The sequence below is a fragment of the Devosia sp. Leaf64 genome, assembly GCF_001421945.1.
Classification (GTDB): Bacteria; Pseudomonadota; Alphaproteobacteria; order Rhizobiales; family Devosiaceae; genus Devosia.
In genome coordinates, this window is record NZ_LMLO01000006.1 from 1 (window position 1) to 26,178 (window position 26,178).

Here is a 26,178-nt window from a genome sequence, read left to right on the forward strand (position 1 = left end):
AAAAACACATCCCTCTCTACGATAATCATAACAAAAGCCCCGGTTCGAAAGAACCGGGGCTTTTGTTCGTGTTGTGCATGGGGAATGGGAAAGATCTAATCTTCACGTCGAAGCGTGCCGTCGCCGCGAAGACGAGCCAGTGCAATTCGAACCTTCTCTCGCTCCTGCCGGGAGCGCTGAAAAATTACGTCCCGATGAAATTCGAAATTCTCGCCTAGCGGCCAGTACCGCAGATCTTTGGGTAGTGTGATCTGCTCACATTTGCCGAACAACTGTCTCGTACTTTCGGTGAGACCACTGGCCAGAAGCACTTTACCCTTGTTGTGGCTTGAGATTAGACCCTCGTCCCACCCCCAATTCGCGACAGATGACATCGGCAGCACATTCTGCAGATTATCTTTGCCGTAGAAGCCAAGGGGTCGCACATGACCGACTTGGATCGCATGCCGCTGACCGTCCAGCGAGTGCATGTCATTAAGGATGAAAGGACATGTCGCCCATACTGACTGATCATTTTAAAGCGGATTAGCTCGTTCCTTGCGATCCTTGATGACTTGATACGCCTAGGGAGCGTCCCAGAGTCAATGCGAGATTGTTGGTCCTCACCAAAGCCCTGCGCCTGATGTGTATAGGTAGGAGCGCATTCAAAAACACGTTTCAACTCAAAGTCGGGAACGACGCGAAAAGCGTGGGCATAGCGATAGAAGGGTTGGTTATGATGGTCCCATAAATTTGAGCCAGCGTGACGGGAATATCGAAACTGACAACTGGCCCTAGCTCAACGAAAATGAATTTGGGCTCTTCGTTATCTGGATGGACCCCAAGGATTTGCACGAGGCCGAAGTAACCAGGCTCTTCCTCTCGGCTTGACGCATAAAGCATCACCCACTGCTGATAATTCTTAAGGGCGCCCAGAAGATTACCGGCGGGGAGACGCACAGCACTTTGATCCTTGGTCCATTGTTCGCGACGAACGTTTAAAGCGTAGAGCAGCATGGCTTAGATGAAGCTACGTATTTTCGCATAGATGAAGCCTGCAGGACTCGATTGCATCTACTATTTTGCGCCCGACAGAGGACCGACACTATTTCACAGCGCAGGGCTTGCTCGGAGATGTGAGGTATTCCGGCAATATCCTATCGACCCGTAATGCTAGGCCCTTGACGTCATCTCCCCAGCCGCCATGTTGAAGCCCATTTTCATCGTCATTTGCGTTGGCTATGCAGTTCATCATTCGTCTTTGCGTCTTCGCACTTCTCCTCGTTTCGCCAGCCCTTGCGCAGGTGCCTGGGATTTCACCGGCGCCGGCAGAGACTGAAACTACCGATGCGGGGTCGACGCAGGCGGTCGATGATCTCGTCAGAATTCTAGAGAACGATACAGCGCGTGCAGCTTTGATCGAGCAATTGAAGCAGGCGGCTCCCGCGGAAGACGCGGCGCCGGCAGAGGAGGCTTTGCCCGACCTCAGCATTGCCCGGCAGCTTGCCGAGTATACGCGGAGCGTTGCACAGGGGGCTTCGGCGACGGTGCGGGCCGTCGGTGGGATTTTTCTGAATTTCCGGCATGCTATCAATGGCACACTCAGCGCAGACTATGATGTGATCCGGACGCTAGCAATCAATCTAGGCATAGTCCTGGTTGGGCTTTTCGGAAGTTTCTGGATCTTCAAATTGATTGCGCAGCCATTGCTTGCGCGGATCTCCCGCGGTGCTGGGAAACGCAATGTCTGGAAAAAACTCGGCATTGTCATTGTCGGCACGGCTATAGACACGCTAACTGTCGTTGCCGCTTGGGCGTTTGGTTACATCTTGGCGCTCAATTTCGGGACGACGCCGTCGGGCGAGATGGGCATCAATCAGAGCCTCTTGCTCAATGCCTTTCTTCTCGTCGAGCTGTGCAAGCTCGTGATCCGCGTTCTCCTCGCGCCGCGGCATATCGATCTGCGATTTCTCCCCGTCACCGATGACAACGCGGCCTATTGGTCGTTCTGGCTAGCGCGCGTCATTTCGCTCCTGGGATATACTTTTATGTTCGTCGCGCCGATGGCGCGGACGACGATATCGCCGGCTGCCTCGGCGGCGGTTCAGGTGCTGGTCATGGTCACGGCGGTGATCGTTGGCGTCATTATCGTCTTGCAAAACAAGGACGATGTGCGGCTTTGGCTAGCAGAGCTATCGGCCAAGCATGGACATTCCGGGCTTTGGCGGGTGCTCGCCGCCGTGGGGCAGCATTGGCATGTGTTGGCGATCACTTATCTCCTTGCGCTGCTTGTCGTGTGGTTTGCCAATCCTGACCAAGCCCTGCCGTTCATGTTGGGCGCGACCCTGCAATCGTTGATTGCCGTGGTCGTTGGTTCCCTGATCGTTGGGTTCATCAGCCGCTTCGTCAGCGTTGGCCTCAAACTTCCCGGCGATGTCAGCCAACGCCTTCCGCTGCTTGAGAGCCGGTTAAAGGCTTTTGTGCCGGCCGTAATGGCGGTCGTGCGCTGGGTAGTGATTGCCGGGGTGATCATCGCCATCGGCCAGGCTTGGGCGCTCTTCGACTTTGCGGGCTGGATTGGCAGCGACGAAGGGTTGGCGGTTGCCGGGTCCATCGTCTCTGCGGCGCTGATCATCCTCATTGCTATTATCCTGCATGTCGTCGTCGCCTCATGGGTTGAATACCGTCTGAGTGCCAATACAGGGCGCATGCCGACGCCACGCGAAAAGACGCTACTCAACTTGTTCAAGAACGCCTTCACCGTTGCCTTGGTGATTTTTGGACTCATGCTGGCTCTGGCGCAGATTGGGGTGAATATCGCGCCGCTCCTTGCTGGTGCGGGTGTTGTTGGTCTTGCTATCGGTTTTGGTGCGCAGAAGCTGGTGCAGGACATCATCACGGGCATCTTCATTCAGTTCGAGAATGTCATGAATGAAGGCGACGTGGTCGAGGCGGCTGGCAAGTCCGGCGTGGTCGAGAAGCTGACCATCCGCTCCGTCACCATTCGCGATATGAGCGGTACGGTACACCTGATCCCGTTTTCCTCGGTCGATCAGGTCTCGAACATGATGCGCGGTTTCTCGTTCTATGTGTCCGAGGTCGAGATTGCCTATGACAGCGATATCGAGGGCGCCAAGCAGGCGATGCGCGACGCGTTTGCCAAGGTCATGGAAATCCAGGAATATCGCGATGTCATTCTCGACGATCTCGATCTGCAGGGGTTAATCGCGATCACGCCGCAATCGGTGTCGCTGCGTTCGCGCATCAAGACGCTGGCGGGCAAGCAGTGGGGCGCCGGGCGTTTTTATAGCGAAACCCTAATGCGGCTTTTTACCGAGCGCGGGATCGAAACGCCGACGCCGAAGATGCGGTATTTGCAAGGAAAGAACGAGCGGCATGGGCATGGGGACATGCCGATGGGCGAGTTGCCGGCCTAAGACTGGCGTCATCGATCAGCAAAGCTTGCTTGAACTCATCGTGATCGCACCAAGGCTTTGCCTTAAGGCGATCTTAATCCGATGCGTTAATTATTTGATACGCGCGCCATATGCGGCACTGCCGGCGCGCTCGTGACTTTTTGTTCGCGCGTATCACGAGGCTCGACATGATCCGATTTGCAGCAAGTCTTGCTGGACGTAGTTTTACCCGACGGGCAGCTCTTTCGCTCGCCTTAGTGCTTGGGCTTGCTGGCCCGGCTTTGGCTAACAGCGACGACTTCGTGCGCGGGCTCTGGCCCGATGCGGCGGCCAATGGCGTTTCGCGTGCGGCGTTCGATGCGTCGTTTGCCGGTTATGCGCCTGATAACAAGATCATGGAGCTGACGCGAAAACAGCCCGAGTTCAGCCAGACCGTTCAGCAATATATCGACAAGCGCGTCACCGCTGCCCAGGCCAATAAGGGCCAGGGCATGGCGCAGGAGTGGCGCCAGACCCTGCAGCGCGCCAAGGAGCGCTTCGGGGTCCAGCCTGAGATCGTGCTCGCCATTTGGGGCATGGAGACGAATTTCGGTGGCTTCATGGGTGGGACCAATACGATCCATGCGCTCGCAACGCTGACCGAGAACAATTATCGCGCCGACTTCTTCCGCAAGGAGTTGATCACCGCGCTGCGCATCGTGTCGGATGGACATGTGACGCCGCCAAACATGGTCGGGTCCTGGGCTGGCGCGATGGGGCATACCCAGTTCATGCCGTCGAGCTTTCAGCGCTATGCGATCGACTTCAATGGCGATGGGCGCAAGGATATCTGGAACACTATCCCCGATGCCTTGGGGTCGACGGCTAACTATCTCAACGCCTTTGGCTGGCGGCCGGGCGAGACCTGGGGCTATGAGGTTAAACTGCCGCGTGGCTTCAATTTTGCAGCAGCGCGGCAGATGGAAAAAGCGCCATTGAGCCAGTGGCAACAGATGGGCGTGACGCGTGTGTCGGGCCGGGCTTTTCCCCGTGGCGGCGACATGGCGCGGCTCTATGCGCCAGCAGGCGCTTCCGGGCCGACATTCCTCGTGCTGCCCAATTTTGATGTGATCAAACGCTACAATAACTCGGATAGTTATGCGCTGGCCGTCGGGCATTTGGCGGACCGGATTCTTGGCGGCGGCAGCTTCGCAACGCCTTGGCCGAGCGGGGATTTTGCCCTGAGCAAGGCGCAGCGGAGCGAGCTGCAGGGACTACTTAATCGCGCTGGATATAATGTCGGCACGCCCGATGGCGTGGTTGGACCGAAGACGCGGGCGGCGGTTTTGTCGTTCCAGGCCAGCGCGGGGTTGCCGGCAGATGGCTATATCTCAGGCCTACTGCTCGATCGCCTGAAGCGTTAGGGTTCTACACTTTGATGTTAACATTCCGTTAACCCTAGGCGCGCAGACTGGATGGGCTTAAGTAGGGGGCAGGCCCGCGCCGCGATCGGTGCGCCTGCCCTCGCCCATTTCGGGCGTCACACAATAATCTCCATCGCGCATCATGGTGCGCTCACCCCACCAGCCCTGAGCCATTTTGCAATGACCAGAACACGTTTTCTTGCCGCCCTGGCGATTTTGATTTCGCTCTTGCCGATCCAGGCCCATGCTGTTTCGGTGATGGATCCGTTCAACCTGCCCGCGGCGATGGACGGGGGCACGGCAAAGGTTGGCGATGGCATTCCCTATGCCAATGGCCCGAGGCACAAGCTCGACGTCTATGCACCCGAGCAGATGAACGGTTCGGCGCCAGTGGTCTTCTTCATATATGGCGGCGGTTGGAGCCGGGGCGAACGCAGCGATTATCAGTTCGTTGGTCGGGCGCTGGCGGCGCGCGGGTTCGTTACGGTGATCGCCGATTATCGCCTCGTGCCGGAAGTGCGGTTTCCCGATTTCCTCTATGACAGTGCCGCTGCGCTGCGCTGGGTTCAGGACAATATCTCGGCCTTTGGTGGCGACCCGAACCGGCTGTTTTTGGCGGGGCATTCGGCCGGCGCCTATAATGCGGTGATGCTGGCGCTCGATCCGTCTTATCGCCGGCAGTTTGGGGTGACCATGCCGATCCTCGCGGTCGGTGCCCTCTCTGGGCCTTACGACTTCTATCCGTTCGAATATAGCGAAGTGAAGGAAGCCTTCGGCTATGCGCCGAGCCCGGAAGGGACGCAGCCGATCAATCTGATCACGGCCGATGCGCCGCCGATGTATCTCGCGTCAGGGACGACCGATCCGATCGTGCGGGTGCAGAACACCAATCACTTTGCCGAGCGGTTGCGGGCGCAGGGCGTTTGGGTGACGACGCAGTTCTATGAGGGCTTTGGGCACATGGAGCCGGTGATCGCCATGGGCGCTGCCTGGCGCTGGCGTGCGCCGGTGCTCGACGACATGGTCGGGTTCTTCCAGCGGTTTGGTGCGTTTCCGAGCGGCGTGCCCTATGTGGCAGTGGCGCCGGAAGCACCGGAGCAATTGCCGGAGGCGATTGCCCCGATGGACCAGATCGTGTCGCAGCTCAACTCGATGTTCCAGCCGATCGAGGAGTAGGGGCCTCAACGTCATATTCGCGAAAGCGGAAGTGGCTCGAAGAACTGGCGCCAGATTTTTGCATCTCAAGATGGGCCCCGGCCTTCGCCGGGGTGACAATCGAGGGAGGTGAGGCGTCAGTTGTTCTCTACCGTTTGGGCTCGATGACGACCGACTCGACGGAACGCGTGTTCGGGCCGTGGAAGACGGCTTCGATATTGTTGCCGTCGGGGTCGATGACGAAGGCAGCGTAGTAGCCGGGATGGTAGTGGCGTTCGCCTGGCCCGCCATTGTCGGTGCCGCCGGCGGCGATGGCCGCATCGTAAAAGGCTTTTACCATCGCTTCGTCGCGCGCCTGGAAGGCGAGGTGGACGTGGCTGGGCAAAATGTCGCCCGGTGTTTCGTCGATGAAGAGTTCGTCAGCCTGCATCCAGTCCTTGCCCGAGGCGGTCACGGGAACGCCGAGAACGTCGAGGATCGCCTGATAGAAGCGCCTGGTTTTCTCGAAATCATGCGCGCGCAGATGCACGTGATCGATGAGACGTCCGGTGTGATAGGCCATGGTGCTGCACCCCAAAAAGCAAAAGACGGACAGCAAAACGCCCGGGCGAGCCGGGCGTTTCAAAACTTGATCTTTTACTCGGCTTCGTCGGCCGAGGCCGAATTGAGCTGGCCGTACTTTTCGGGACCGATCTTGTCGAGGAGCTCGAGCTGGGTTTCGAGGAAGTCGATGTGACCTTCTTCGTCCGTCAGCAGCGCTTCGAAGAGGTTCTTCGAAACATAGTCGCCAAGGCTTTCGCAGAGTTCGCGGCTCGCCTTATAGGCAGCGCGGGCATCGTATTCGCCAGCAAGGTCGGCTTCGAGCACTTCCTTGATGGTCTGGCCGATGCGGAGCGGAGCGACGCGCTGCAGATTGGGATGGCCTTCGAGGAAGATGATGCGCTCGATCAGGCGATCGGCGTGGTGCATCTCTTCGATGGATTCGGCGCGTTCCTTGGCGGCGAGCTTCTTGTAGCCCCAATCATCCAGCAGGCGATAATGCACCCAATACTGATTGACGGCGCCGAGTTCGAGAAAGAGGGCTTCGTTAAGCCGCTCGATGACCTGTGCTTCGCCTTTCACGACGTACTCCACTGCTTTGCTTTTTGAGCTTTTCAAGCCCAGTCTGGAACGTCACGACGTCACCAGGCGGGTGGGCATTTTGAGCGTGATAGTTCTCTGTGACCTGAACGATAATGTCCACCACATTCGGCACGCAGCCCGCGCATTTTGCACGTCTGTTGAGTTCGCTATAGACTTTTGCAGGGACCACCAACTGCCAAGGGTCCGCCTTCAACAGGTCGAGAACGATGTCCTCGATCTCCGAAGATGTGATCATATTGCACTGGCAAACGAGCATAGCAGGGGCCGGAATAGTCGTCTCAACGCGCGGCAATAAACGCTTCCGATAGTTGAATGTCAACATCATAAAATGCCGCGTTCAGGGATTGTCACGAGTAGAAAACTAAGTGTATTAGGATAAAAACTAATACGGTTAGAAAAATGCCAAGAGCAGGATTGTCACGAGAGCGGCTGATCGAAGCTGCGATAGCGCTGACCGAGGCCGACGGATTTGTGGCGCTCACCCTCGCAGCCCTGGCCCGGGGTTTTGGCGTCAAACTCGCCAGCCTTTACGCTCATGTTCGCAATGTCGATGACCTCAAAGCCGAGGTGGCGCTCAATGCGTTGAGGCGGCTTGCAGACATGGTGGACGAGGCGATTGCAGGCCGTGCGGGCCGCGACGCGCTCTATGCCTATGCCGAGGCACAGCGGGATTTTGCGCTGGTGCATCCAGGCCTATTTGAGGCTGCGCGGCATCCTTTGAGTGAAGAGATCGCGATGCAGAGTGCCGGCGTCAGGATCGCGCGGGCAAGCCGCGCGGTGTTTCGATCTTATGCGCTCGATGACGCCGATCAGGTGCACGCAACGCGCTTGCTGGGCAGCTTTCTGCTTGGCTTCGTGCTGCTCGACCGATCGGGCAGCTTTGCCCACAGCGAGCCGGAGGCGGCGGAATCATGGGCGCGGGGCCTAGCAAGTTTGCACATGACCATTTCGGGCTGGGCGGAAAAGGATAGCGAGCAATGACAGAGCTGGCGTTTGAAGCCCCGTTGACCGCTGCGATCGTCAAGGGTGTCGTCGAACTCGAGCGGACAGCGGAAGGCCTTATCCTGCATCGGCTGCCGGCCAAGGCGCGGGCGCAGAATGACGACCCGCAACTGGCCATGGCCGAGGCACAACCTTCGGGTGTGCGGCTGGCGTTCAGGACTGCGGCACGTAAGGTCTCACTGACAGTCTTGACGACGCGGCGAGACTTTGTGGGCATGCCGGCGCGACCGCTCGGTGTTTACGAACTCTATGTCGATGGAGTTTTGGCGCAGCAGTTGAGTGCGGAAGGTGGGCGAACGCTGCGGATCGATATGCGTGCCGGCTCGACCGAAGTCGTGGATGGCCCGGCAGCCGTTCTGAGCTTTGATCTGCCGGCAGGCGACAAGCAGGTGGAAATCTGGCTGCCGCATAATGAGAGCATGGTGTTGCAGGCGCTGCACGCAGATGCTCCAATCAGTCCCGAACCTGTCGCAGGGCGGCCCGTCTGGCTGCATCATGGCAGTTCGATCAGTCAGGGGTCGAACGCGATTTTGCCAACCGGCATCTGGACGGTCTTCGCGGCGCGGCGGGCCGGGGTCGAATTGATCAATCTGGGCTTTGGCGGCGGCGCCTTGCTTGATCCGTTTACGGCTCGGGCGATGCGCGACACAGCGGCGGACCTGATCAGCGTCAAGCTCGGGATCAATGTGGTCAATGCGGACCTGATGCGGCTGCGAGCCTTTGGGCCGGCGGTGCATGGGTTCCTCGACACGATCCGCGACGGTCACGAGGCGACGCCACTGCTGGTGATCGGGCCGATCCACTGCCCCATTCATGAGGAGACGCCAGGCCCGCTGCAGTTCGATACTGCGGCGCTCGCCGAGGGGCGGGTCGGTTTTGTAGCAACGGGGCAAAGCGCTGAGGTTGCGGCGGGGAAGCTGAGCTTGCGGGTGATCCGGGAGCGGCTCAAAGCGATTGTGGAACAGCGGCAAAAGTCGGACGCGAATATCCATTATCTCGATGGCGAGGCGCTCTATGGGCCAGACGACCATGCGCTTATGCCGCTGCCAGACCGGGTGCATCCCGATGCTGCGACGCAGCAAATGATGGGCGAGCGGTTTGCGACTCTGGTTTTCGAAGGCGGGGTCTTCGCTCCTCTCGCCGCGCACTAGCCTTTGGTGGCGGATCGGCTCTAGTCTCATCGCAAAGCAAAAGGGATGAGGCGAGATGAACAAGATCGATCTTGAGGGGCAGGTGGCGGTGGTCACTGGCGGGGCGCAAGGCATCGGTCTTGCGGTGGCGCGGCGATTGATCGCGTCAGGCGCGGTGGTCAGCCTTTGGGATCGGGAAGCGGACCTTCTAGCCGAGACGAAAGAAGAGATCGGCGCGGCATCCACGCGCCTTGTCGATATCGTCGACTATGCGGCAGTTGAGGCAGCGACGGCTGCGACCGAGCTCGCCCACGGGCGCATCGATATTCTGGTGCACTCGGCGGGGATCGCGGGGAAGAATGCGCCGCTCGACGAATATGAGCTCGATGAATGGCGGCGGGTGATCGATGTCGATCTCAATGGCGCCTTTCACGTCAACCGCGCCATCCTGCCGGGAATGAAGGCGCGGAACTATGGGCGCATCGTCAATATCGCCTCGATCGCGGCCAAGGAGGGCAACCCCAATGCCGCAGCTTATGCCGCGGCCAAGGCCGGCGTTATCGGCATGACCAAGGCGGTGGGCAAGGAAGTCGCGAAATATGACATCGCGATCAATGCCATTACACCTGCGACGGCCAAGACCCGCATTCTCGACGAGCTAAAGCCCGATTTCATCGACTATATGCTAAGCCGGATTCCGCGCGGGCGGTTCCTCGAAGTCGAGGAAGTGGCCAATATGGTCTCCTGGCTCGTCAGCCGGGAAAACAGCTTTACGACCGCCTCGGTGTTCGACCTTTCGGGGGGACGGGCGACCTATTAGGCCGCGGCGGCGCCGATGAGCGCGCGGGCCGCGCAGGCGGCTCGACAAAGCGCCATTCGCCGGGCGCGAGGCCATCGAGTGTCCAATCGCCGATTCTCCAGCGCACGAGGCGCAGGGTTGGGTGTCCGACGGCGGCCGTCATGCGGCGCACCTGGCGATTGCGGCCCTCGGTAATGGTGAGCGAGAGCCATTGATCGGGGACGCTCTTGCGGAAGCGGACAGGCGGATTGCGCGGCCAGAGATCGGGCGGGTCGATACGCTCGACCTTTGACGGGCGCGTGGGCCCGTCGTTGAGCGTGACGCCGGCACGGAGATTTGCGAGGGCCTCGTCACTGGGCAGGCCCTCGACCTGGACGAGATAGGTCTTTGGCATCTTGAAGCGCGGCGAGGCGATATGGGCCTGGAGCGCGCCGTCATCGGTGAGCAACAAAAGCCCTTCACTATCCTTGTCGAGCCGGCCGGCCGCGTAGACGTCAGGGACCTTGATATAGCCGGATAAAGTTTCCTCGGGCGTGCCGCCGGTGAATTGGGTCAACACGTTAAAAGGCTTGTTGAAGAGAATGAGCCGAGGCATGGCGCCTGATACTGCGCCGCAGGCGCATTCGCAAGGCAGCTTACCAGCATCAAATCCAGCATTGCCCTTTTGTTGCCTACAAAGACTGGACTAAATTGGCTCAAGCTTTGAGCCATCTTTGGGAGAGAATGATGAAGCCTATCGGACCAGTGGCGCGACGGACGACGCTCTTGGCTTTTCTGGCCGCGGGCATCTTCGTTCCGGCGGCGCCGACAATGGCGAGCGCGACATTCGACGCCTGTGCTGCCGAAGCGGCAAGCCAATATGAAGTCGGATATGAAAGCACCGGCCGGGAAACCTGGGACATCAATACCGCGACGGCCATCGAAGCCTGTAAAAAAGCGCTCGAGGCAGAACCGGATTCTTCTCAGCTCAAGGGATGGCTGGCGCGCGCCTATTTCGCCGATGGCAATTACGAAGACGCAGTGCCGCTGTTTGAAGAAGCCGCAGAGGGCGACAGCGTCGTCGCGCAGGCGATCTTTGGCGACATGCTGATCACCGGCGATGGCGTCGATGTCGATATGGAGCGCGGCGCGGAGTTTCTGAAACGCGGCGCCGAAGCCGGATTTGCCCTGGCGCAGAACAGCCTCGGCCTATCCTATGATTTCGCCGAGGGCGTGGAGCAGGACTATAACGAGGCGGCGCGCTGGTATCGCGCAGCGGCCGAGCAGGGCATGCCCAAGGCGCAGTCCAATCTCGGGCTGATGTATCAGGATGGGCTCGGCGTTCCGCAGGATTATGTGGCGGCAGCCGCCTGGTTCCAGCTGGCGGTAGACGCAGGCGACGTGTCGGCACATGTCAATCTCGGTAAGCTGATCCAGGATGGGCTAGGGCAAAAGAGCGACCCGAAGCGTGCGGCCGAACTCTATAAGGTCGCGGCCGACGAGGGCGACATGTATGGCCAGAACAACCTCGCCTTTCTCTATGAGAACGGCGAAGGCGTGAAGCAGGACCTCAAGAAAGCCGCCGAACTCTATGAGCTGGCCGCCGAGCAGGGCATGGCGCTCGCCAAGCACAATCTGGCACTGCTTTATGAAGACGGGCGCGGCGTCACGCAGGACTATAACCGCGCGATAAAGCTCTATCGCGAAGCCGCGGAAGGCGGAGAAATGCGCGCGGCGGTCAATCTCGGCCTTCTCTACATGGACGGCACCGGTACCGATGTCGATTATGCCGAGGCGCTGAAATGGACGAAGATGGCCGCCGACCAGGGCCAGCCGATCGGGCTCAACAATATGGGCCATATCTATGAGAACGGCCTCGGCGTACCGGTCGATGAGGCCAAGGCCAAAGACTATTACGAGCAGTCGGCCGCACAGGGCTATGATTTGGCCATTGATAATCTGGCCCGGCTGAACGAAGCGACAAGCGGCTCGGGCAGCACGAGCGGAAAGACCAAGACGAAATAGGTTTTTGCGATTTGTGACATTGAGCCGTCCGGTGATTTCCGGGCGGCTTTTTGTTTGTGCCTAAAAGCCGCCGTCGCCGGACACTCTGGCCTCGCCCTCTTTGAGCTTTTCGCGGTGGCGGGCAGCAATGACTGCCGCAGTGGCCGCGGTGCGGTGAGCCGTCGAGAAGAATTCGCGGTGGGCAATGATGAGAATGGTCACGAGGCACGCGACGACCGCCAGCCATTCGGAGACGAACCAGGCGACGGTCGAAACGGCAAAATAATAGGCGCGGATGCCGGAATTGAAGTTTTTTGCCCCGAGCCCGTTCATGCGGGTGATGGCGTCGATTTCTTCTTCGCTCGTCACCCGATCATGATCGAGCGCGCCGAGCATGATACAGAAGTGGTTGAACTGACGCAGCGACAGCGTGAAGGCAAAGAATGCCAGCACGAACATGGTCAGCATGACCATGAGGTGGATCTGCACGTCTGCGACGGTGAAACTGTGTTGCACCAGAAGCGTGCCGAGCGTGTCCATCACCGCGGGCACCTGGCCGAAGACGGCAAAGACCGCGAGCACCAGCAGCACAGAGGTCGAGGCGAGAAAACTCACCGACCCCATGATATTGCCCGACAGGATAGCGTCAAACGGCGTTTCGCGCCGGGTCGCATTGCTCACCCAGCGGCGCCGTTGCATGTTCATGATGCTCGAGAGCGACGGGCGCCGCTTTTCGACGAGCGGCACCAGGAGATTATAGGCGTAATAGGCAAGGAGCGGAAAAAGCGAGGTGAAAAGCGTCGATGTCACGTCGGGCCCCCAAACGTTTCGGCCGATTATAGCGGACGCGGGTGGCGGCGATAGATGGCGTCGATGCCGGCGAGCACGTCCGGCGACAGCGTCAGGTCCTTGGCGCCGAGATTGACGGCCAATTGCTCGGTGCTGGTGGCGCCGATGATGGTCGAGGTGGTGAAGGGACGCGAGCGGCAGAAGGCAATGGCCATGTGCGCGGGATCGAGGCCATGGGCCTTGGCGAGAGCGAGATATTCGCGGGTCGCAGCTTCCGAAAATTCGTTCTGCCGCCAAAAGCCCTTCTGGTAATCCTTACGGCTGCCCTTGGGATTGGCGCCCTCGAGATATTTGCCGGTCAGCATGCCGGCAGCGAGAGGAGAGTAAGCGAGGAGGCCGACATCTTCATGGTGGCTGAGTTCGGCCAGGTCATGATCGAAAAGCCGGCGGAGGAAATTGTATTCGTTCTGGACGGATGCGAGGCGGGGGAGCCCCTTGGCTTCGGCGATACGCAGCCACTGCGAAATGCCCCAGGTGGTTTCGTTGGAAACGCCGATTGCGCGGATCTTGCCGACTTTGACCAGGTCGCCAAGGACGTCGAGCATGTCTTCGAGATTGGCGAGAACGTCGGCCGTTTCCTGCTTTTCCGGGGCGTAGCGCCAGTAGTTCTCGAAATGGTAGTGGCCGCGGCTCGCCCAATGGATCTGGTAGAGATCGATATAGTCGGTCTTCAAACGCTTGAGGCTGCCATCAAGCGCCTCGCGGAGGCTCGGGCCATCAGCCCGACGGCCGCTGCGGAGGAAGCCGTTGCCACCGCCACCGATCTTGCTCGCCAGGACCCACTTGTCGCGATCATTGTTCGCCGCGAACCAATTGCCGATGATCTCCTCGGTGCGGCCCGAGGTTTCAGGGCTGCCGGGGACGGCATAGAGTTCGGCCGTGTCCATGAAATTGATGCCGGCATCGCGCGCCATGGCGATCTGGGCATGGCCCTCGTCTTGCGTGTTCTGGCTGCCCCAGGTCATGGTGCCCAGGCAGATATCGGTGACGGCAATGCCGGTGCGGCCGAGTGTTTTCATATCCATGGCGCGTAATCCCGGTTCGAGTGACGAAGCGGCGCGACCCTAGACGGTGCGGTGCGCTTCGGAAACGGCAGGGGGCGCCCAAGGCGTTCGGGCGCAGAAGTTTTCCACATGCGCGCGGCAGGGAATGGCAATTACCCGAGAGTTTTCCGCGACATGTCAAAAAAACGTCACTCATGCCGCTTTGGGGGTTGAGGTCTTCGACGGTCCCCCCTATATAGCCCTCACACAGCGCCGCGGCGCAGTGAATGACGCGGGATGGAGCAGCCCGGTAGCTCGTCAGGCTCATAACCTGAAGGTCGCAGGTTCAAATCCTGCTCCCGCAACCAAAAAAGCCCACAGGACATCAGTCTTGTGGGCTTTTCCTTTTCCGCTCTGTAACAATCCTGACGTGCGGCTGTGTTTGAAGTCATGCGCGTAGCTCAGCGCAGGCTTTAACTACATCTGCCTAGCTGAATTGCGGGTCGAGCCTTAGTGTGCTCTTAGGATCATCAGCATTCCACTTTCGAGGTTGAGCGTGAGCGTCGTTATTCCTGTCATTCTGGCTGGCGGCCAGGGTACGCGTTTGTGGCCGAAGTCGCGTTCGGCGCGGCCCAAGCAGTTTATCGACCTTGTGGGTGAGACGAGTCTTTTTCAGCAAAGCCTGGAGCGGGTGAAGGATGCCGGGCGCTATGGCGCGCCGATCGTCATCACCAATGCCGAATATCGCTTTCTTGTCGCCGAACAGGCGCAGGAGCTCGGCATTGCCTTGGGTGCGATCCTGCTTGAGCCGATGGCGCGCAATACGGCGGCAGCGATTGCGGCGGCGGCGCTGGTGACGGTGAGCCAAGATGAAAATGCCATCATTCATGTGTTGGCGTCTGACCATCTGATCCCAGCGAGCGCAGAATATTTCGGCGCGGTGGACAATGCGGCGCTGGCAGCGCGCGATGGGCATCTCGTGACGTTCGGGATCACGCCGGATCGGCCGGAAACGGGCTATGGCTATATCGCGATCGGCGATAGCCTGAGCCATGGCGCGCACAAGGTTCAGGCTTTCGTCGAAAAGCCGAACCTGGAAAAGGCTGAAGCCATGTTGGCGCAGGGCGGGTTTGCCTGGAATTCGGGCATGTTCATGCTGCCGGCCAAGGTGTTCCTCGCCGAGTGCGAGAAGCTGGCGCCGGATGTATTTGCCGCGGCCAAGGGCGCGGTTTCGGCGGCCAAGCGCGATCTCGACTTCATCCGGCTCGATGAGACGGCTTTTGCCGCTTCGCCCAATATCTCGGTCGACTATGCGATCTTCGAGCGTACCAGCAAGGCAGCGGTGTTGCCGGTCTCGTTCGAATGGTCCGATCTCGGTGCCTGGGATGCGGTGTGGAAGGGCAAGGAGCGGGATGCGAACGGCAATGCCGTAACGGGTCCGGCGCGGTTGTCCAATACCACCAATACGCTTGTGGTCAGCGAGACGGCGCATGTCGTCGTCGATGGACTTGATGATGTCGCGGTTATCGCGACAGAAGACGCTGTGTTCGTTGGCCGCCTGAGCCAGGCGCAGAATGTCGGGGCGATTGCCAAGTCACTGAAAGCTGATGCTGCGACGCGTGCGCTGACCGAAACGCACAAAACATCCTACCGGCCTTGGGGCGGGTATTCCTCGATCCTGATGGGTGAGCGCTTCCAGGTGAAGAAGCTCTTCGTCAAGCCCGGCAAGAAGCTGAGCCTCCAAAAACACCATCATCGGTCCGAGCACTGGATCGTGGTGCGCGGCACGGCAGAAGTGACGGTCGATGGCACCGTGACCATGCTCTCGGAAAACCAGTCGATCTATCTGCCGCTTGGTTGCACCCATCGTCTCGCCAATCCGGGCAAGATCGAGTTGGAGCTGATCGAAGTGCAGACCGGGTCTTATCTTGGCGAAGACGATATCATCCGTATTGAGGATGAGTTCGGGCGGAATTGAGGTTTACCCCCTCCTAGCCTCCCCCTGGTAGGGGGAGGGACTGGGCCCGTGGCTCTCTGTCAGCAGGCGACGACGTTGACAGCCAGCCCGCTTTGGCTCGTTTCCTTATATTTTTCGCTCATGTCGAGGCCGGTCTGGCGCATGGTTTCGATGCAGGCGTCGAGGGGAACCGCGTGGATGCCGTCGCCTTTGAGGGCGAGCGAGGCGGCGGTGACGGCTTTGACGGCGCCGAAGGCGTTGCGCTCGATGCAGGGGATTTGCACCAGGCCGCCGACGGGGTCGCAGGTCATGCCGAGGTGATGTTCTAGCGCGATCTCGGCGGCGTTTTCGATCTGCTCGGGGCTGCCGCCCCAAATGGCGCAGAGGCCGGCGGCAGCCATGGCCGAGGCTGAGCCGACTTCGCCCTGGCAGCCGACTTCGGCGCCTGAGATCGAGGCATTGTGCTTGAGGATGCCGCCGATGGCTGCGGCGGTCAGTAGAAAATCGCGGATGGCAGCCTGGCCCATGCCGGATTGGAATTGCACCGCATAACGCAGCACCGCGGGAATGACGCCGGCGGCGCCATTGGTCGGGGCGGTGACCACGCGGCCGCCAGCGGCGTTTTCCTCATTGACCGCCATAGCAAAAAGACTGAGCCAATCATTGCCGCTCAAGGGATCGATTTCATTCCGCTGCCAGCGGGCGGCGAGTTGGCTATGGAGGGCCTTGGCGCGGCGCCGGACTTTTAAACCACCGGGCAGGATGCCGTCCTGTGCCAAGCCACGATCGATGCAATTGGTCATGGCAGACCAGATATCGTCGAGGCCCTTGTCGAGCTGCTGGCGGGAAAGTCGCGCTTCCTCATTGGCGCGCTTCATGGCGGCAATGGAGAGGCCGGAGCGCCGGGCCATGTCGAGCATTTCGGCTGCATTGGCGAAGGGCCAAGGTGTGTCCTGTGGCGGCACGGTGTCAGATTTGAGGGCCGACAATTCGTCCTGGCTGACGACGAAGCCTCCGCCGATGGAAAAATAGGCGCGGCGGAGGAGCAGTTGGCCATCGGTGTCGAAGGCGGAAAACTGCATGCCATTGGGATGGCCGGGGAGGGGTGTTTTGGTATCGAGGACCAGATCGACGGCCGGCCGGAAGCGATAGCCGGGATGGCCGGGCGGGTTGACGCGGCCAGTTTGCCTGATCTCATCGATAATGGCATCCATGCGGTCTGGGTCGATGTCGCGTGGGTTTTCACCGGCAAGGCCCAGGATGACGGCGCGATCGCTGCCATGGCCGATGCCGGTAAAGGCAAGCGAGCCGTGAAGGCTGGCGGTAATGGCAGCCGGCGTGGCGCTGCGGGCACGGGGCCAGTTGCCGTCTTTGAGTTCGGACAAAAACCGTCCGGCGGCGGACATCGGGCCCATGGTGTGGGAACTCGAGGGGCCGATGCCGATCTTGAAGACGTCAAAGACTGAAAGGAACATGGCGCACCTTAGCCAAAGGCGGCGCCACCTGCAAAGCCAGAGGATTGTTTCGGAATCGGCAACGGAGCGTGGCGGGAGGCAGAGATTGCCTTGACTGTGCGCCTGCCGATATCGATGGGACGACAAAGAAGGAGACGCATTATGGCTTCATACCACTTCCGCAGCGCCGAAGGCAGCACGGCTGAGGCTCCGCTGATCCTGCTTTTTCACGGCACGGGCGGGGACGAAAACCAGTTCTTCGAGCTCGCCGCGCAACTCGTGCCAGATGCTGCGCGTGTCGCGCCGCGGGGAGATGTCAGCGAGCAGGGGGCGCTGCGTTATTTCCGTCGCACCGGCGAGGGCGTCTATGACATGGCCGACCTGGCGCAGCGGACCGAAGCCATGGCGAATTTCGTGCGCGAGCAGATCGCGGCACGAAAATCCTCGAAGGTTTTGGGGCTCGGCTATTCCAATGGCGCCAATATTCTGGCCTCGGTGCAATTTGCGGCGCCGGACCTGTTCGATGCGACGGTATTAATGCATCCGCTTATTCCCTTTGCGCCGCAAAAGGCAGATTTCTCGGGGCGGCGCGTGTTGCTGACGGCGGGGCGGCGCGACCCGATTGCGCCAGCGCAAATGACGGAAAAACTGGCCGACTATTTTCTTGGCAATGGCGCCGGAACGGAGCTCGTTTGGCACGAAGGCGGGCACGAAATCCGGCAGGAAGAGCTGCTGGCGGCGCGGACATTTCTCTCGGCTTGAGTGTGGCGGCGGGGGTTGACGGGCGGACGGAACTGGGGCCAATCGGGGCCAGTCAATTCCGGAGGATGGGAATGTCTCGTCACCTCGCTCTGCTTGCCCTCGCCCTTTCCGTCACGCCAGCCTTGCCCAATGTTGCGGTGCAGGCGGCGAGCTTTGATTGCGCCAAGGCGTCGACGCCGTTCGAGAAGGCCATCTGTGCAAGCGATGGGCTTTCGGCGGCGGACGAGCGGCTGGCGAAGAGCTATGCGACGGCGATTGGTGGTCTTTCCGACAAGGCCTTGGCCGGGGTCCGCGAGGACCAGCGCGCCTGGCTCGATTTTGCGCAGCAATCCTGTTCGCCGGATGCAAAGCCGCTCACGACCGGCACCTATGGCGAGAACGCGCAGCAGTGCCTGATCAACCTGTTCAACGGCCGCAGCGGCGTTTTGGAATCAAGCCGCATGATCAATGGCATGCGGTTTTACCCGCGGGCGCACTATGCGGCCATGCCCGATCCCAATGCCGAGGATGAGCAAGACGCGCCTTGGGCGGTGGCACAGCACGAGTTGAGCTATGTGCAGCTCGACTCCGAAGAGCCATTTGCGGCAACGTTCAACACGTTCGTCGAGGCGGAAGCCAATAAGCTCTCGGACATTGCGGGCGGAGATGGCTCTGAGCAGGACGTCGAATCCGATGCCACGAGCGACACCAGCAATTCGATCGAGGTGAAAGAGGTCGGCGGCAACCAGATCTCGCTCGACGTTACCACCTATTGGTATGGCCACGGCGCGGCCCACGGCAATTATGGGCTGACCTATCTTCACTATCTGCGCGAAGAAGACCGGGCGCTCGAGGCCAAAGATATTTTCACGGGCAAGCGCTGGCAGGCCGAATTGCTCGATCTCACCGTCGAAGCGCTCAAGGACGAGCACGGCGAAAACCTGATGCTCGACGATACGTCCTATATCGCCGATGCGGTCGCCGATCCCTCGCGCTGGGATCTCTCCGATCCCTATGCTTTGATCCTGCAATTCGAACCCTACGAAGTTTCGGCCTATGCATATGGCGCGCCGACGGCGCGGGTGAGCTGGGAGAAATTGCAGCCCTATCTCTCCGAGACTGCGGATCAGGTGCGCTACTGATGAGCGATATTCTCCATCACATGATCGCCTCCGGGCCGCAGCCGGTGGCGCCCTTTAGCCATGCGGTTGAAGCCAATGGCTTTGTCTTCGTTACCGGGCAGATGCCCACCGATCCCGCGGCGCCAAATGCGCCGCTGCCCGAGGGGGTCGAGGCGCAGACACGGCGGGTGGTCGAGAATCTAAAAATCGTGCTCGGTGGCATCGGGCTTAGCCTTGCGGATGTGATCATGGCGCGGATTTATCTCACCGAATTCGAGCGTGACTATGCCGCGCTCAATGCACTGTGGCCGACATTCTTCGAGCCGGGAAAGCTGCCGGCGCGAACAACTGTGGGCGTGACGGCGCTGGCTGTTGGCGCTTTGGTCGAGATCGATCTCGTCGCGCGGCGGCCCTAATTTTGAGGGGATGGCGAGCCTTCGTCGCCTTTCGCCAGACTTGCATCAGACCAAAAGATTGCACGCAGGAAGCGGCTGGCGGGAGGCCGCCAGAAAATGCTAAGGGCTGGCCGAACGGCTGAGGAGCGCGCTATGTTTGTTGTGGGTGGGGAAAGTCTGGTTGATCTGGTGCCGGTATCGGCAGAGCCGGGCGCCGAAATTCTGGCCTTGCCCGGCGGCTCGCCCTTCAATTGCGCCATTGCCCTTGCCAAGCTCGGCAACGAGACCGGTTTTTTGTGCCCCATCAGCACCGATCAGTATGGCGACATGCTGCTCGCGCCTCTTGCCGAGGCTGGCGTGACGCTACTGATGACCGACCGCGTCGAAGAGCCGACAACGAAGGCCGTGATCACCTTCAACGCCAAGATGCAGGCGAGCTACGTCTTCGAGCGCGGGGCGGATCGCGCTTTCACCCAGGACGGGCTGATGGCGGCCCTGCCGCACGCGATAGAACTTTACCAGATCGGCGGCTTTGCGCCGATGCTGGAAGAAGACTGGGCCAAGTGGCTCCCAGTCGTCAAAGCGGCGATCGGGCGTGGCGCCACCATTTCCTTCGACATCAATGTGCGCAAGGTCGACGACGAAGACGGCTACCGCCGCCGCCTCGAAGATTTTCTCGATCTCGCCCACATCATCAAATTGTCCGAGGAAGATCACGACTGGCTCGAGCCCGGTGTGACGATCGAAGAGCACGCCAAAATGCTGCTCGACCGGCCCAACTGCGAATTGGTCGTGGTGACCCTCGGCGAGCACGGTTCGCGCGCGTTTTCCAATGTCGCCGAGGGCAAAGCCGGCATTTATGCGCCGCCGGTTTTCGGTGACACCGTGGGTGCGGGCGATAGCTTGATGGCAGGCATCCTGACCTGGCTTCACGAAACCGGCGCGCTCAAGCTCGGCCAATTGGGACAGCTCGATCAGGCGGCGCTTGAAACGACACTGCGCTTCGGCGCCGTGGTCGCCGGGCTCAATTGCGCACAAAAAGGCTGCAAGCCGCCAACCCGCGCCGAAGTCGATGCCGTCCTCTCGCGCAGTTGACCACTGATACCATTGCGGTTTTTCGCTCACTCTGGTGTGATCGCTTTAGCGTCAACCGGGGTTTGTCATGAAAAAGCGTTGGGTGGTCCTCGGGGCCGTCGTGGTGGTGGGAGCGGCAACTGTTGCCTATTTCCTCAAGCCGGTGACGGGGCCAGCGCGTGATCTGAGCCTGGCTGGCGATGTCACGCGCGGCCAATATGCCATGCGTCTCGGCGGCTGCGTTGCTTGCCACACCAATGCCGCTGCAGGCGGCGCGGAACTGGCCGGTGGCGCGGGGCTCGTGACGCAATTCGGAACATTCGTGCCGCCCAATATTACCTCCGACCCCAATGTCGGTATCGGAAACTGGACGGTCGAGCAGTTCTCTGCCGCAATGAGCGACGGCATGGGGCCACAGGGACACCTCTACCCCGCTTTTCCTTATGAAAATTACACGCTGATGAGCGACCAGGAGATCGTTGATCTCTATGCGGCGCTGATGGCGACCGAGCCGGTGACGACGCCGGCGGCCCAGAGCCAAATCCCGTTCCCTTTCAATGTGCGCTTGCTGATGGCCGGCTGGAAGAACCTCTTCTTCTCGCCGCATCGCTTCGAGCCGGAGGCTGGACGCGACGATGTCTATAATCGCGGCAAATATCTCGCGACCGGCCCGGCGCATTGCGTCGCTTGCCACACGCCACGCAATGCCTTGGGTGCGCTCGAATGGAACCAGGCCTTTGCCGGCTCGCCAGGCGGCACCGGCGGCAAGGCACCGGCGCTGACGCGCGCGGCATTGGTCGAAGCGGGCTACGACGTAGAGACACTGGCCCAGACACTGCAGGACGGTTTCACCCCGGGCTTCGACGTTCTCGGCGGCCCGATGGGCGAAGTGATCGCCGATGGAACATCGTTCTGGACCCCGGAAGACCGGACGGCGGTGGCGACGTATTTGTTGGCGGAGTGATCGAGGCTAAGGAGCGCTTAGGTGCTTGGCAATGAATTGCTGGCGGTGCCAAGCCACTGCGTCTTGGTCGAGGGCCGCCAGACTTTTTAGAAGCAGCTTGCCCTTTGGATTGACCGTAGCCGCGAAGTCGGGCGTGGCGGCGAACAAATCGACGACGATCTGCAGGTGTGGACCGATCGTCCAGTCGAAGGTCTTGAAGAGTTCAGATGCTTCGCTATCGAGGAAAAGCAGATTGTTGACGTGCAGTGTTCCGCCGTCCTGCATGGGACGAATGAAGGTGGCGACGCCGTTATCGGTTGCGATGCCGGAGAAGCTACAAACGCCCCTTTGATCCCGTTTGACCTGCGCGAGCACGCGGCCCAAGGTCTCGGATATGAAACTTGCGCCGAGGGGTCTTGTGCGTTTTTGATGCCTGTGACCTTTGAGATGATTTCTTCGTACACATCATCGGGGATCTGATCGATTCTGGGCGCTGCCGGCGCTTGGTCTCTGAACGGTATGGGCTCCGCGAACGGGCTTATGTTCTTGAGATGAACATAGCTCTCCCCACCCTCATTGCTGAAAAAGTCGATTTCGCCCAGAGCAACGTAACCCGCTATGTAGGAAGGCCCCAGCTCCGCGAGGATCGCAAGCTCGCCAAGTCTGTGAGAGAAATTTACCTCGTCGTCGAGCGTGCAAGGAAATGCGTGAGAACTGCCACGTTCAAGAATCTCACCAACTTGCGTGTGGACAACCAGTTTGGACAAGGGGCAGTGCTCCGCGGATCTGACCGCGAAGCATCATATAGTCTCGGTTATAGTACGTACATAATCGTACCTATAGGCGATCTCATCGCTTAAGCCGTGTACGCCTTCACGTTCTGCTTCTGCTCGCCGAGGCCCTCGATGCCGAGGTGCATGACGTTGCCAGGTTTGAGCCAGACGGGGTCGGGTTTGATGCCCATGCCGACGCCGGGCGGGGTGCCCGTGGTGATGACGTCGCCGGGCTGGAGGCTCATGAACTGGCTGACATAGGAAACGACCTTGGCAACGCCAAAGATCATCGTCTTGGTCGAGCCGTTCTGGTAGCGGTGGCCGTCGACTTCGAGCCACATGGAGAGGTTCTGCGGATCGGCCACTTCGTCCTTGGTGACGAGCCAGGGACCGATGGGCCCAAAAGTGTCTGCGCCCTTGCCCTTGTCCCAGGTGCCGCCGCGTTCGGTCTGGAAGTGGCGCTCGGACACGTCGTTGCAAACGCAATAGCCGGCGACGTGATCAAGCGCATCGGCTTCGTCGACGTACCGCGCTTCCTTGCCGATGACCACGGCCAGTTCGACTTCCCAATCGGGCTTGATGGCGTTTTTGGGGATGATGACATCGTCATTGGGGCCGATGATGGCGCTGGTGGCCTTCATGAAGATGATCGGCTCTTCCGGAATTTTTGCGCCGGTCTCGGCGGCATGGTCGGCGTAGTTGAGGCCGATGCAGATGAATTTGCCGACATTGGCGACGCAGGGGCCGATGCGCTCGGACGCGTCGAGCTTGGGCAGGAGGTCGATATCCGTGCCGGCAATCTTGGCGAGGCCTTCGGGAAGGAGTGTTGAGCCGCCGATATCGCCGACCACGCCGGTGAGGTCGCGGATCGAGCCATCCTGGGCGAGAATGGCAGGCTTTTCGGAACCCTTGGGGCCGACGCGGAGCAGTTTCATAGGCAAAAATCCTCTTCGGTGTCGCCTGTTGATGGAGGCGGGTGGTCTTGGTGTCGAGCGCGACTTTCGTTCGCTGCGGTGATCAGGCCTTGGGGCGGATGATGCCCTTTTTCAGGATGATATTGGCATATAGCCGGTGTTCGCCGGTCTGGACGACGGCGACGGCTTTCTTGGCGCGATCATAGAAGGCGAAGCGTTCGATGGTCGAAAAGCTCTTGGCCGGTTCGTGGCGGCGGATGATCTCTTCAAAGGTGTCGTAGATAGGCTCGCGCTGTTCGGGATGATCGACGACGGCCATGCCGATGGCGGTCTCCTCGACGAATTCATCGAGCGGCATCAGCGTCAGGATGGCCTCGAGCATGTCGGTCGCCGAGATGCCGTCGGCGCGGTGAACGTTGGGCCCAAGAAATTCGGCGGGGAAATTTGCATCGGCGATGACAATCTCGTCGCCATGGCCCATGGCGCGGAGGGTGGCGAGGAGTTCTGGGCCCAGAATGGGCGGGATAAGCTTGAGCATAGTGTCTCCAAAAGGATCAGCCGAAGGGGAAGTCGCCGTGGTCGAGCGCGCCTTCGGCGCCGTCGGCAAACATTTGCGGGTGCTCGCGGGCGAAAGCGAAGAGCTCGACCATGACGGCATCGATATGCGCGCGGATCGCGGCGATGGCCTGCGGCGTGTCGCCGGCGACGATGCCAGCGAGAATGGCCTGATGCTCGGCGATGGTGAGGGCGAGACGGCGCGGCGTGATGATCAGGCGGCGGGCGCGGTCGAGATTGGCGCGGGCCTTGTCGATGATGGCCTTGACCTTGGTCATCCGCATCGAGCGGAAGATGATGTCGTGAAAATCGATGTCGATCTGGTGGAAAGTTTCGCTGTCGTCGCGGGCGGCGGCGGCGCGCTGATCGGCCATGTTGGTCTGAAGTGCGGCGACCAATTCGGCATCGTGCCGGCCGATAAGAACACGGAGCGCTTCGCTTTCGAGGCCTTTGCGGATCAGCATATATTCGCGGACGTCGGCGATGCGGACGAGGGAAACGGTCGAGCCGCGCTGCGGCGCGATGTCGACGAGGCCCTCTTCGGCAAGCCGCGCAAAGGCCTCGCTGACGGGGAAGCGCGAAACGTCGAAATGGGCGCAGATACCTGCCTTATCGAGCACTGTGCCGGGCGGCAGCGCCAGCGTGACAATGCCTTGACGCAGCGCCTGCGTCACCTCGGCAGTCACATTGCCGCGCGCAAGCGTCGCTGGCCGTGTCAAAAAAGAATAAGAACTTGTATGGTTGTTCATGCTAACATGTTAGTTAGTGCGCAGCCGTCCCGCAATGGCCCAATCTGACTGCGACGGGCCAAAGCGTAAAGCACCTGTTGAGACCTCTTTCTGCCGGAACGCCCCCATGTCCGAAACCATGACCCGCCCGCAAGGCAAGACCCTGACGCTGAATGGCGCCGACAACATCGCCGTGGCGCTGGCCAATCTCGATCCCGGCACGGAGACGGCGCAGGGCGTTTCGATCGTCAAGCGCGTGCCGCGCGGGCATAAGTTTGCGACGCGGCCGATCGCGGCGGGCGAGGCCATCGTCAAGTTCGGGCAGATCATCGGCTTTGCGAAAGATGGCATTCCCGCCGGCGATTGGGTGCATGAGCACAATTGCGGCATGGGCGGGCCAGACGGCACGCTTGAACACGACTATGCCTTTGCCGAGGGCGCGATGCCGGTCGAATTTTTGACGGGGTCAACGCAGGCGACGTTCCAAGGCTATCGCCGTGCCAATGGCAAGGTCGGGACGCGCAACTATATCGGCATTCTGACATCGGTGAACTGCTCGGCGACGGTTGCCAAGTTCATGGCGCAAGCGATCAACAATTCCGGCATTTTGGACGACTATCCCGAGATCGACGGCATCATTCCCTTCGTCCACGGCACGGGCTGCGCCATGGACAATCAGGGCGAGGGCTATCAGATCCTGCGGCGCACGCAGTGGGGCTACACGGCAAACCCCAATCTCGGCGCGGCGCTACTGGTCGGTCTTGGCTGCGAAGTCTTCCAGATCGAGCGGATGAAGCAATCCTATGGGATGACCGAGACAGACACGTTCCAGTCCATGACGATCCAGGAGATCGGCGGGACCAAGAAGATGATCGACTGGGGCGTCGAGCGGATCAAGGAAATGCTGCCGATTGCCGCACGGGCAAAGCGCGAGACGGTGCCGGCTTCGGAACTGACACTTGCCCTGCAATGCGGTGGCTCAGACGGGTATTCGGGGATCACGGCAAATCCGGCGCTTGGCGTTGCGGCCGATCTTCTCGTGCGTAATGGCGGGACGGCGATCCTTTCGGAAACTCCCGAGATCTATGGCGCCGAGCACCTGCTCACCCGCCGCGCGGTCAATCGCGAAGTGGGTGAAAAGCTGCTTTCGCGCATCAAGTGGTGGGAGGACTACACCCAGCGCAATGGCGGCGAGATGAACAATAATCCGTCCCCCGGCAACAAGGCTGGCGGGCTGACGACGATCCTCGAGAAATCGCTGGGCGCTGCGGCCAAGGGCGGCACCTCGCCACTGACGGCGGTTTATGAATATGCCGAGCCGGTGACCGAAAAGGGTTTTGTGTTCATGGACACGCCGGGCTTCGATCCGGTGTCGGCGACGGGGCAGGTGGCGGGCGGTGCGAATATCCTGGCCTTCACCACCGGCCGCGGCTCGGCCTATGGCTGCAAGCCGGTGCCGTCGATCAAGCTCGCGACCAATTCCGAACTCTATGGCCGCATGACCGACGATATGGACGTCAATTGCGGCGATATCGTCGAAGGCGTTTCCATCGAAGCCAAGGGGCAGGAGATTTTCGATCTCATGCTGCGGGTGGCCTCGGGCGAAGAGACCAAGTCGGAAAAGCTCGGCTATGGCGACAACGAATTCGTGCCGTGGCAGGTTGGCGCGGTGATGTAAGGC

At 60.3% G+C, this 26,178-nt stretch carries 27 protein-coding genes and 1 tRNA gene; 16 read left to right on the forward strand and 12 right to left on the reverse strand.

Features of this window, described 5'->3' with window-relative positions; genetic code table 11:
• Positions 1-218: hypothetical protein (locus tag ASE94_RS21325; RefSeq protein ID WP_210166230.1), on the forward strand; the 218-nt coding region annotated here is incomplete at its 5' end.
• A gap of 439 nt (positions 219-657) precedes the next feature.
• Here the strand turns inward: ASE94_RS21325 and ASE94_RS03730 are convergent.
• Complete coding sequence (locus ASE94_RS03730; protein WP_062629264.1) at positions 658-996, reverse strand: hypothetical protein; 339 nt, start codon at positions 994-996, stop codon at positions 658-660.
• A 224-nt stretch (positions 997-1,220) separates the two neighbouring features.
• Between ASE94_RS03730 and ASE94_RS03735 the strand changes: the two genes are divergently transcribed.
• From ASE94_RS03735 to ASE94_RS03745, 3 genes are all read left to right on the forward strand, one after another.
• Positions 1,221-3,416: a mechanosensitive ion channel domain-containing protein gene (locus ASE94_RS03735; RefSeq protein WP_062629265.1), complete on the forward strand. Its 2,196-nt coding sequence runs from the start codon at positions 1,221-1,223 to the stop codon at positions 3,414-3,416.
• Positions 3,417-3,583: 167 nt separating this feature from the next.
• Positions 3,584-4,798, forward strand: coding sequence for a lytic murein transglycosylase (locus tag ASE94_RS03740; protein WP_062629266.1), 1,215 nt, complete (start codon positions 3,584-3,586; stop codon positions 4,796-4,798).
• Between the two features lie 180 nt (positions 4,799-4,978).
• Positions 4,979-5,974 carry an alpha/beta hydrolase gene (locus ASE94_RS03745; RefSeq protein ID WP_244483948.1) on the forward strand — a complete coding sequence of 332 codons (996 nt, stop codon included), beginning with the start codon at positions 4,979-4,981 and terminating at the stop codon, positions 5,972-5,974.
• Between the two features lie 127 nt (positions 5,975-6,101).
• Here the strand turns inward: ASE94_RS03745 and ASE94_RS03750 are convergent, their stop codons facing one another.
• The 3 genes from ASE94_RS03750 to ASE94_RS03760 form a co-directional block, all read right to left on the reverse strand.
• Positions 6,102-6,515 carry a VOC family protein gene (locus tag ASE94_RS03750; RefSeq protein WP_062629267.1) on the reverse strand — a complete coding sequence of 138 codons (414 nt, stop codon included), beginning with the start codon at positions 6,513-6,515 and terminating at the stop codon, positions 6,102-6,104.
• A 74-nt stretch (positions 6,516-6,589) separates the two neighbouring features.
• Positions 6,590-7,075 (reverse strand): bacterioferritin, encoded by a 486-nt coding sequence (gene bfr, locus ASE94_RS03755; protein ID WP_061907456.1) that lies wholly within the window; start codon positions 7,073-7,075, stop codon positions 6,590-6,592.
• On the reverse strand, positions 7,041-7,352 hold the full coding sequence (locus ASE94_RS03760; protein WP_061907501.1) for a (2Fe-2S)-binding protein: 312 nt from the start codon (positions 7,350-7,352) through the stop codon (positions 7,041-7,043). Before ASE94_RS03760 ends, bfr begins: the two co-directional genes overlap by 35 nt.
• Positions 7,353-7,510: 158 nt before the next feature.
• Between ASE94_RS03760 and ASE94_RS03765 the strand changes: the two genes are divergently transcribed.
• From ASE94_RS03765 to ASE94_RS03775, 3 genes are read left to right on the forward strand one after another with little or no spacing between them, the layout of a single operon-like run.
• Positions 7,511-8,077, forward strand: coding sequence for a TetR-like C-terminal domain-containing protein (locus ASE94_RS03765; RefSeq protein WP_211200315.1), 567 nt, complete (start codon positions 7,511-7,513; stop codon positions 8,075-8,077).
• Positions 8,074-9,249 carry an SGNH/GDSL hydrolase family protein gene (locus tag ASE94_RS03770; RefSeq protein ID WP_062629269.1) on the forward strand — a complete coding sequence of 392 codons (1,176 nt, stop codon included), beginning with the start codon at positions 8,074-8,076 and terminating at the stop codon, positions 9,247-9,249. Before ASE94_RS03765 ends, ASE94_RS03770 begins: the two co-directional genes overlap by 4 nt.
• 55 nt (positions 9,250-9,304) lie before the next feature.
• A complete protein-coding gene (locus ASE94_RS03775) occupies positions 9,305-10,048 on the forward strand; it encodes an SDR family NAD(P)-dependent oxidoreductase (protein ID WP_062629270.1) in 744 nt (247 codons plus the stop codon).
• Here the strand turns inward: ASE94_RS03775 and ASE94_RS03780 are convergent.
• Positions 9,999-10,622 carry a pseudouridine synthase gene (locus ASE94_RS03780; protein ID WP_082460868.1) on the reverse strand — a complete coding sequence of 208 codons (624 nt, stop codon included), beginning with the start codon at positions 10,620-10,622 and terminating at the stop codon, positions 9,999-10,001. The two genes, ASE94_RS03775 and ASE94_RS03780, sit on opposite strands and share 50 nt — an antisense overlap.
• Positions 10,623-10,750: 128 nt before the next feature.
• Between ASE94_RS03780 and ASE94_RS03785 the strand changes: the two genes are divergently transcribed.
• A complete protein-coding gene (locus ASE94_RS03785) occupies positions 10,751-12,031 on the forward strand; it encodes a tetratricopeptide repeat protein (protein WP_062629271.1) in 1,281 nt (426 codons plus the stop codon).
• A 60-nt stretch (positions 12,032-12,091) separates the two neighbouring features.
• On the opposite strand, the gene ASE94_RS03790 is transcribed toward ASE94_RS03785, so the two are convergent.
• Both ASE94_RS03790 and ASE94_RS03795 read right to left on the reverse strand, forming a co-directional pair.
• Positions 12,092-12,820 carry a DUF599 domain-containing protein gene (locus ASE94_RS03790; RefSeq protein ID WP_082460870.1) on the reverse strand — a complete coding sequence of 243 codons (729 nt, stop codon included), beginning with the start codon at positions 12,818-12,820 and terminating at the stop codon, positions 12,092-12,094.
• Between the two features lie 26 nt (positions 12,821-12,846).
• A complete protein-coding gene (locus ASE94_RS03795; RefSeq protein ID WP_062629272.1) occupies positions 12,847-13,884 on the reverse strand; it encodes an aldo/keto reductase in 1,038 nt (345 codons plus the stop codon).
• 249 nt (positions 13,885-14,133) lie between these two features.
• Between ASE94_RS03795 and ASE94_RS03800 the strand changes: the two genes are divergently transcribed.
• Together ASE94_RS03800 and ASE94_RS03805 are read left to right on the forward strand one after the other, a co-directional pair.
• A tRNA-Met gene (locus ASE94_RS03800) sits at positions 14,134-14,210 on the forward strand.
• Between the two features lie 182 nt (positions 14,211-14,392).
• Positions 14,393-15,820, forward strand: a complete 1,428-nt coding sequence (locus ASE94_RS03805) for a mannose-1-phosphate guanylyltransferase/mannose-6-phosphate isomerase (protein ID WP_200913588.1) — start codon at positions 14,393-14,395, stop codon at positions 15,818-15,820.
• A 59-nt stretch (positions 15,821-15,879) separates the two neighbouring features.
• Here ASE94_RS03805 and ASE94_RS03810 read toward each other — a convergent pair whose 3' ends face one another.
• On the reverse strand, positions 15,880-17,274 hold the full coding sequence (locus ASE94_RS03810) for an L-serine ammonia-lyase (protein ID WP_062629274.1): 1,395 nt from the start codon (positions 17,272-17,274) through the stop codon (positions 15,880-15,882).
• Between the two features lie 141 nt (positions 17,275-17,415).
• Between ASE94_RS03810 and ASE94_RS03815 the strand changes: the two genes are divergently transcribed.
• The 5 genes from ASE94_RS03815 (at position 17,416) to ASE94_RS03835 (ending at position 21,548) form a co-directional block, all read left to right on the forward strand.
• On the forward strand, positions 17,416-18,015 hold the full coding sequence (locus tag ASE94_RS03815; protein WP_062629275.1) for an alpha/beta hydrolase: 600 nt from the start codon (positions 17,416-17,418) through the stop codon (positions 18,013-18,015).
• A gap of 71 nt (positions 18,016-18,086) precedes the next feature.
• Positions 18,087-19,136, forward strand: coding sequence for a DUF3298 domain-containing protein (locus ASE94_RS03820; RefSeq protein ID WP_062629276.1), 1,050 nt, complete (start codon positions 18,087-18,089; stop codon positions 19,134-19,136).
• An 8-nt stretch (positions 19,137-19,144) separates the two neighbouring features.
• The gene (locus tag ASE94_RS03825) at positions 19,145-19,531 is read left to right on the forward strand and encodes a RidA family protein (RefSeq protein ID WP_200913591.1); all 387 of its coding nucleotides are present in this window, start codon (positions 19,145-19,147) and stop codon (positions 19,529-19,531) included.
• A 132-nt stretch (positions 19,532-19,663) separates the two neighbouring features.
• The gene (locus ASE94_RS03830) at positions 19,664-20,605 is read left to right on the forward strand and encodes a PfkB family carbohydrate kinase (protein WP_062629277.1); all 942 of its coding nucleotides are present in this window, start codon (positions 19,664-19,666) and stop codon (positions 20,603-20,605) included.
• A 67-nt stretch (positions 20,606-20,672) separates the two neighbouring features.
• On the forward strand, positions 20,673-21,548 hold the full coding sequence (locus ASE94_RS03835; RefSeq protein WP_062629278.1) for a cytochrome c: 876 nt from the start codon (positions 20,673-20,675) through the stop codon (positions 21,546-21,548).
• 6 nt (positions 21,549-21,554) lie between these two features.
• Here the strand turns inward: ASE94_RS03835 and ASE94_RS03840 are convergent, their stop codons facing one another.
• The 4 genes from ASE94_RS03840 to ASE94_RS03860 form a co-directional block, all read right to left on the reverse strand.
• Entirely contained in the window at positions 21,555-21,911 is a 357-nt protein-coding gene (locus ASE94_RS03840; protein WP_062629279.1) for a hypothetical protein, read from the reverse strand.
• A 472-nt stretch (positions 21,912-22,383) separates the two neighbouring features.
• Positions 22,384-23,235, reverse strand: coding sequence for a fumarylacetoacetate hydrolase family protein (locus tag ASE94_RS03850; protein WP_062629281.1), 852 nt, complete (start codon positions 23,233-23,235; stop codon positions 22,384-22,386).
• An 82-nt stretch (positions 23,236-23,317) separates the two neighbouring features.
• A complete protein-coding gene (locus ASE94_RS03855) occupies positions 23,318-23,752 on the reverse strand; it encodes an RbsD/FucU domain-containing protein (protein ID WP_062629282.1) in 435 nt (144 codons plus the stop codon).
• Between the two features lie 16 nt (positions 23,753-23,768).
• Positions 23,769-24,488 (reverse strand): GntR family transcriptional regulator, encoded by a 720-nt coding sequence (locus ASE94_RS03860; RefSeq protein ID WP_162236039.1) that lies wholly within the window; start codon positions 24,486-24,488, stop codon positions 23,769-23,771.
• A 148-nt stretch (positions 24,489-24,636) separates the two neighbouring features.
• Between ASE94_RS03860 and ASE94_RS03865 the strand changes: the two genes are divergently transcribed.
• Positions 24,637-26,175, forward strand: coding sequence for an altronate dehydratase family protein (locus tag ASE94_RS03865; protein WP_062629427.1), 1,539 nt, complete (start codon positions 24,637-24,639; stop codon positions 26,173-26,175).
• The last annotated feature ends 3 nt before the right edge of the window (positions 26,176-26,178 follow it).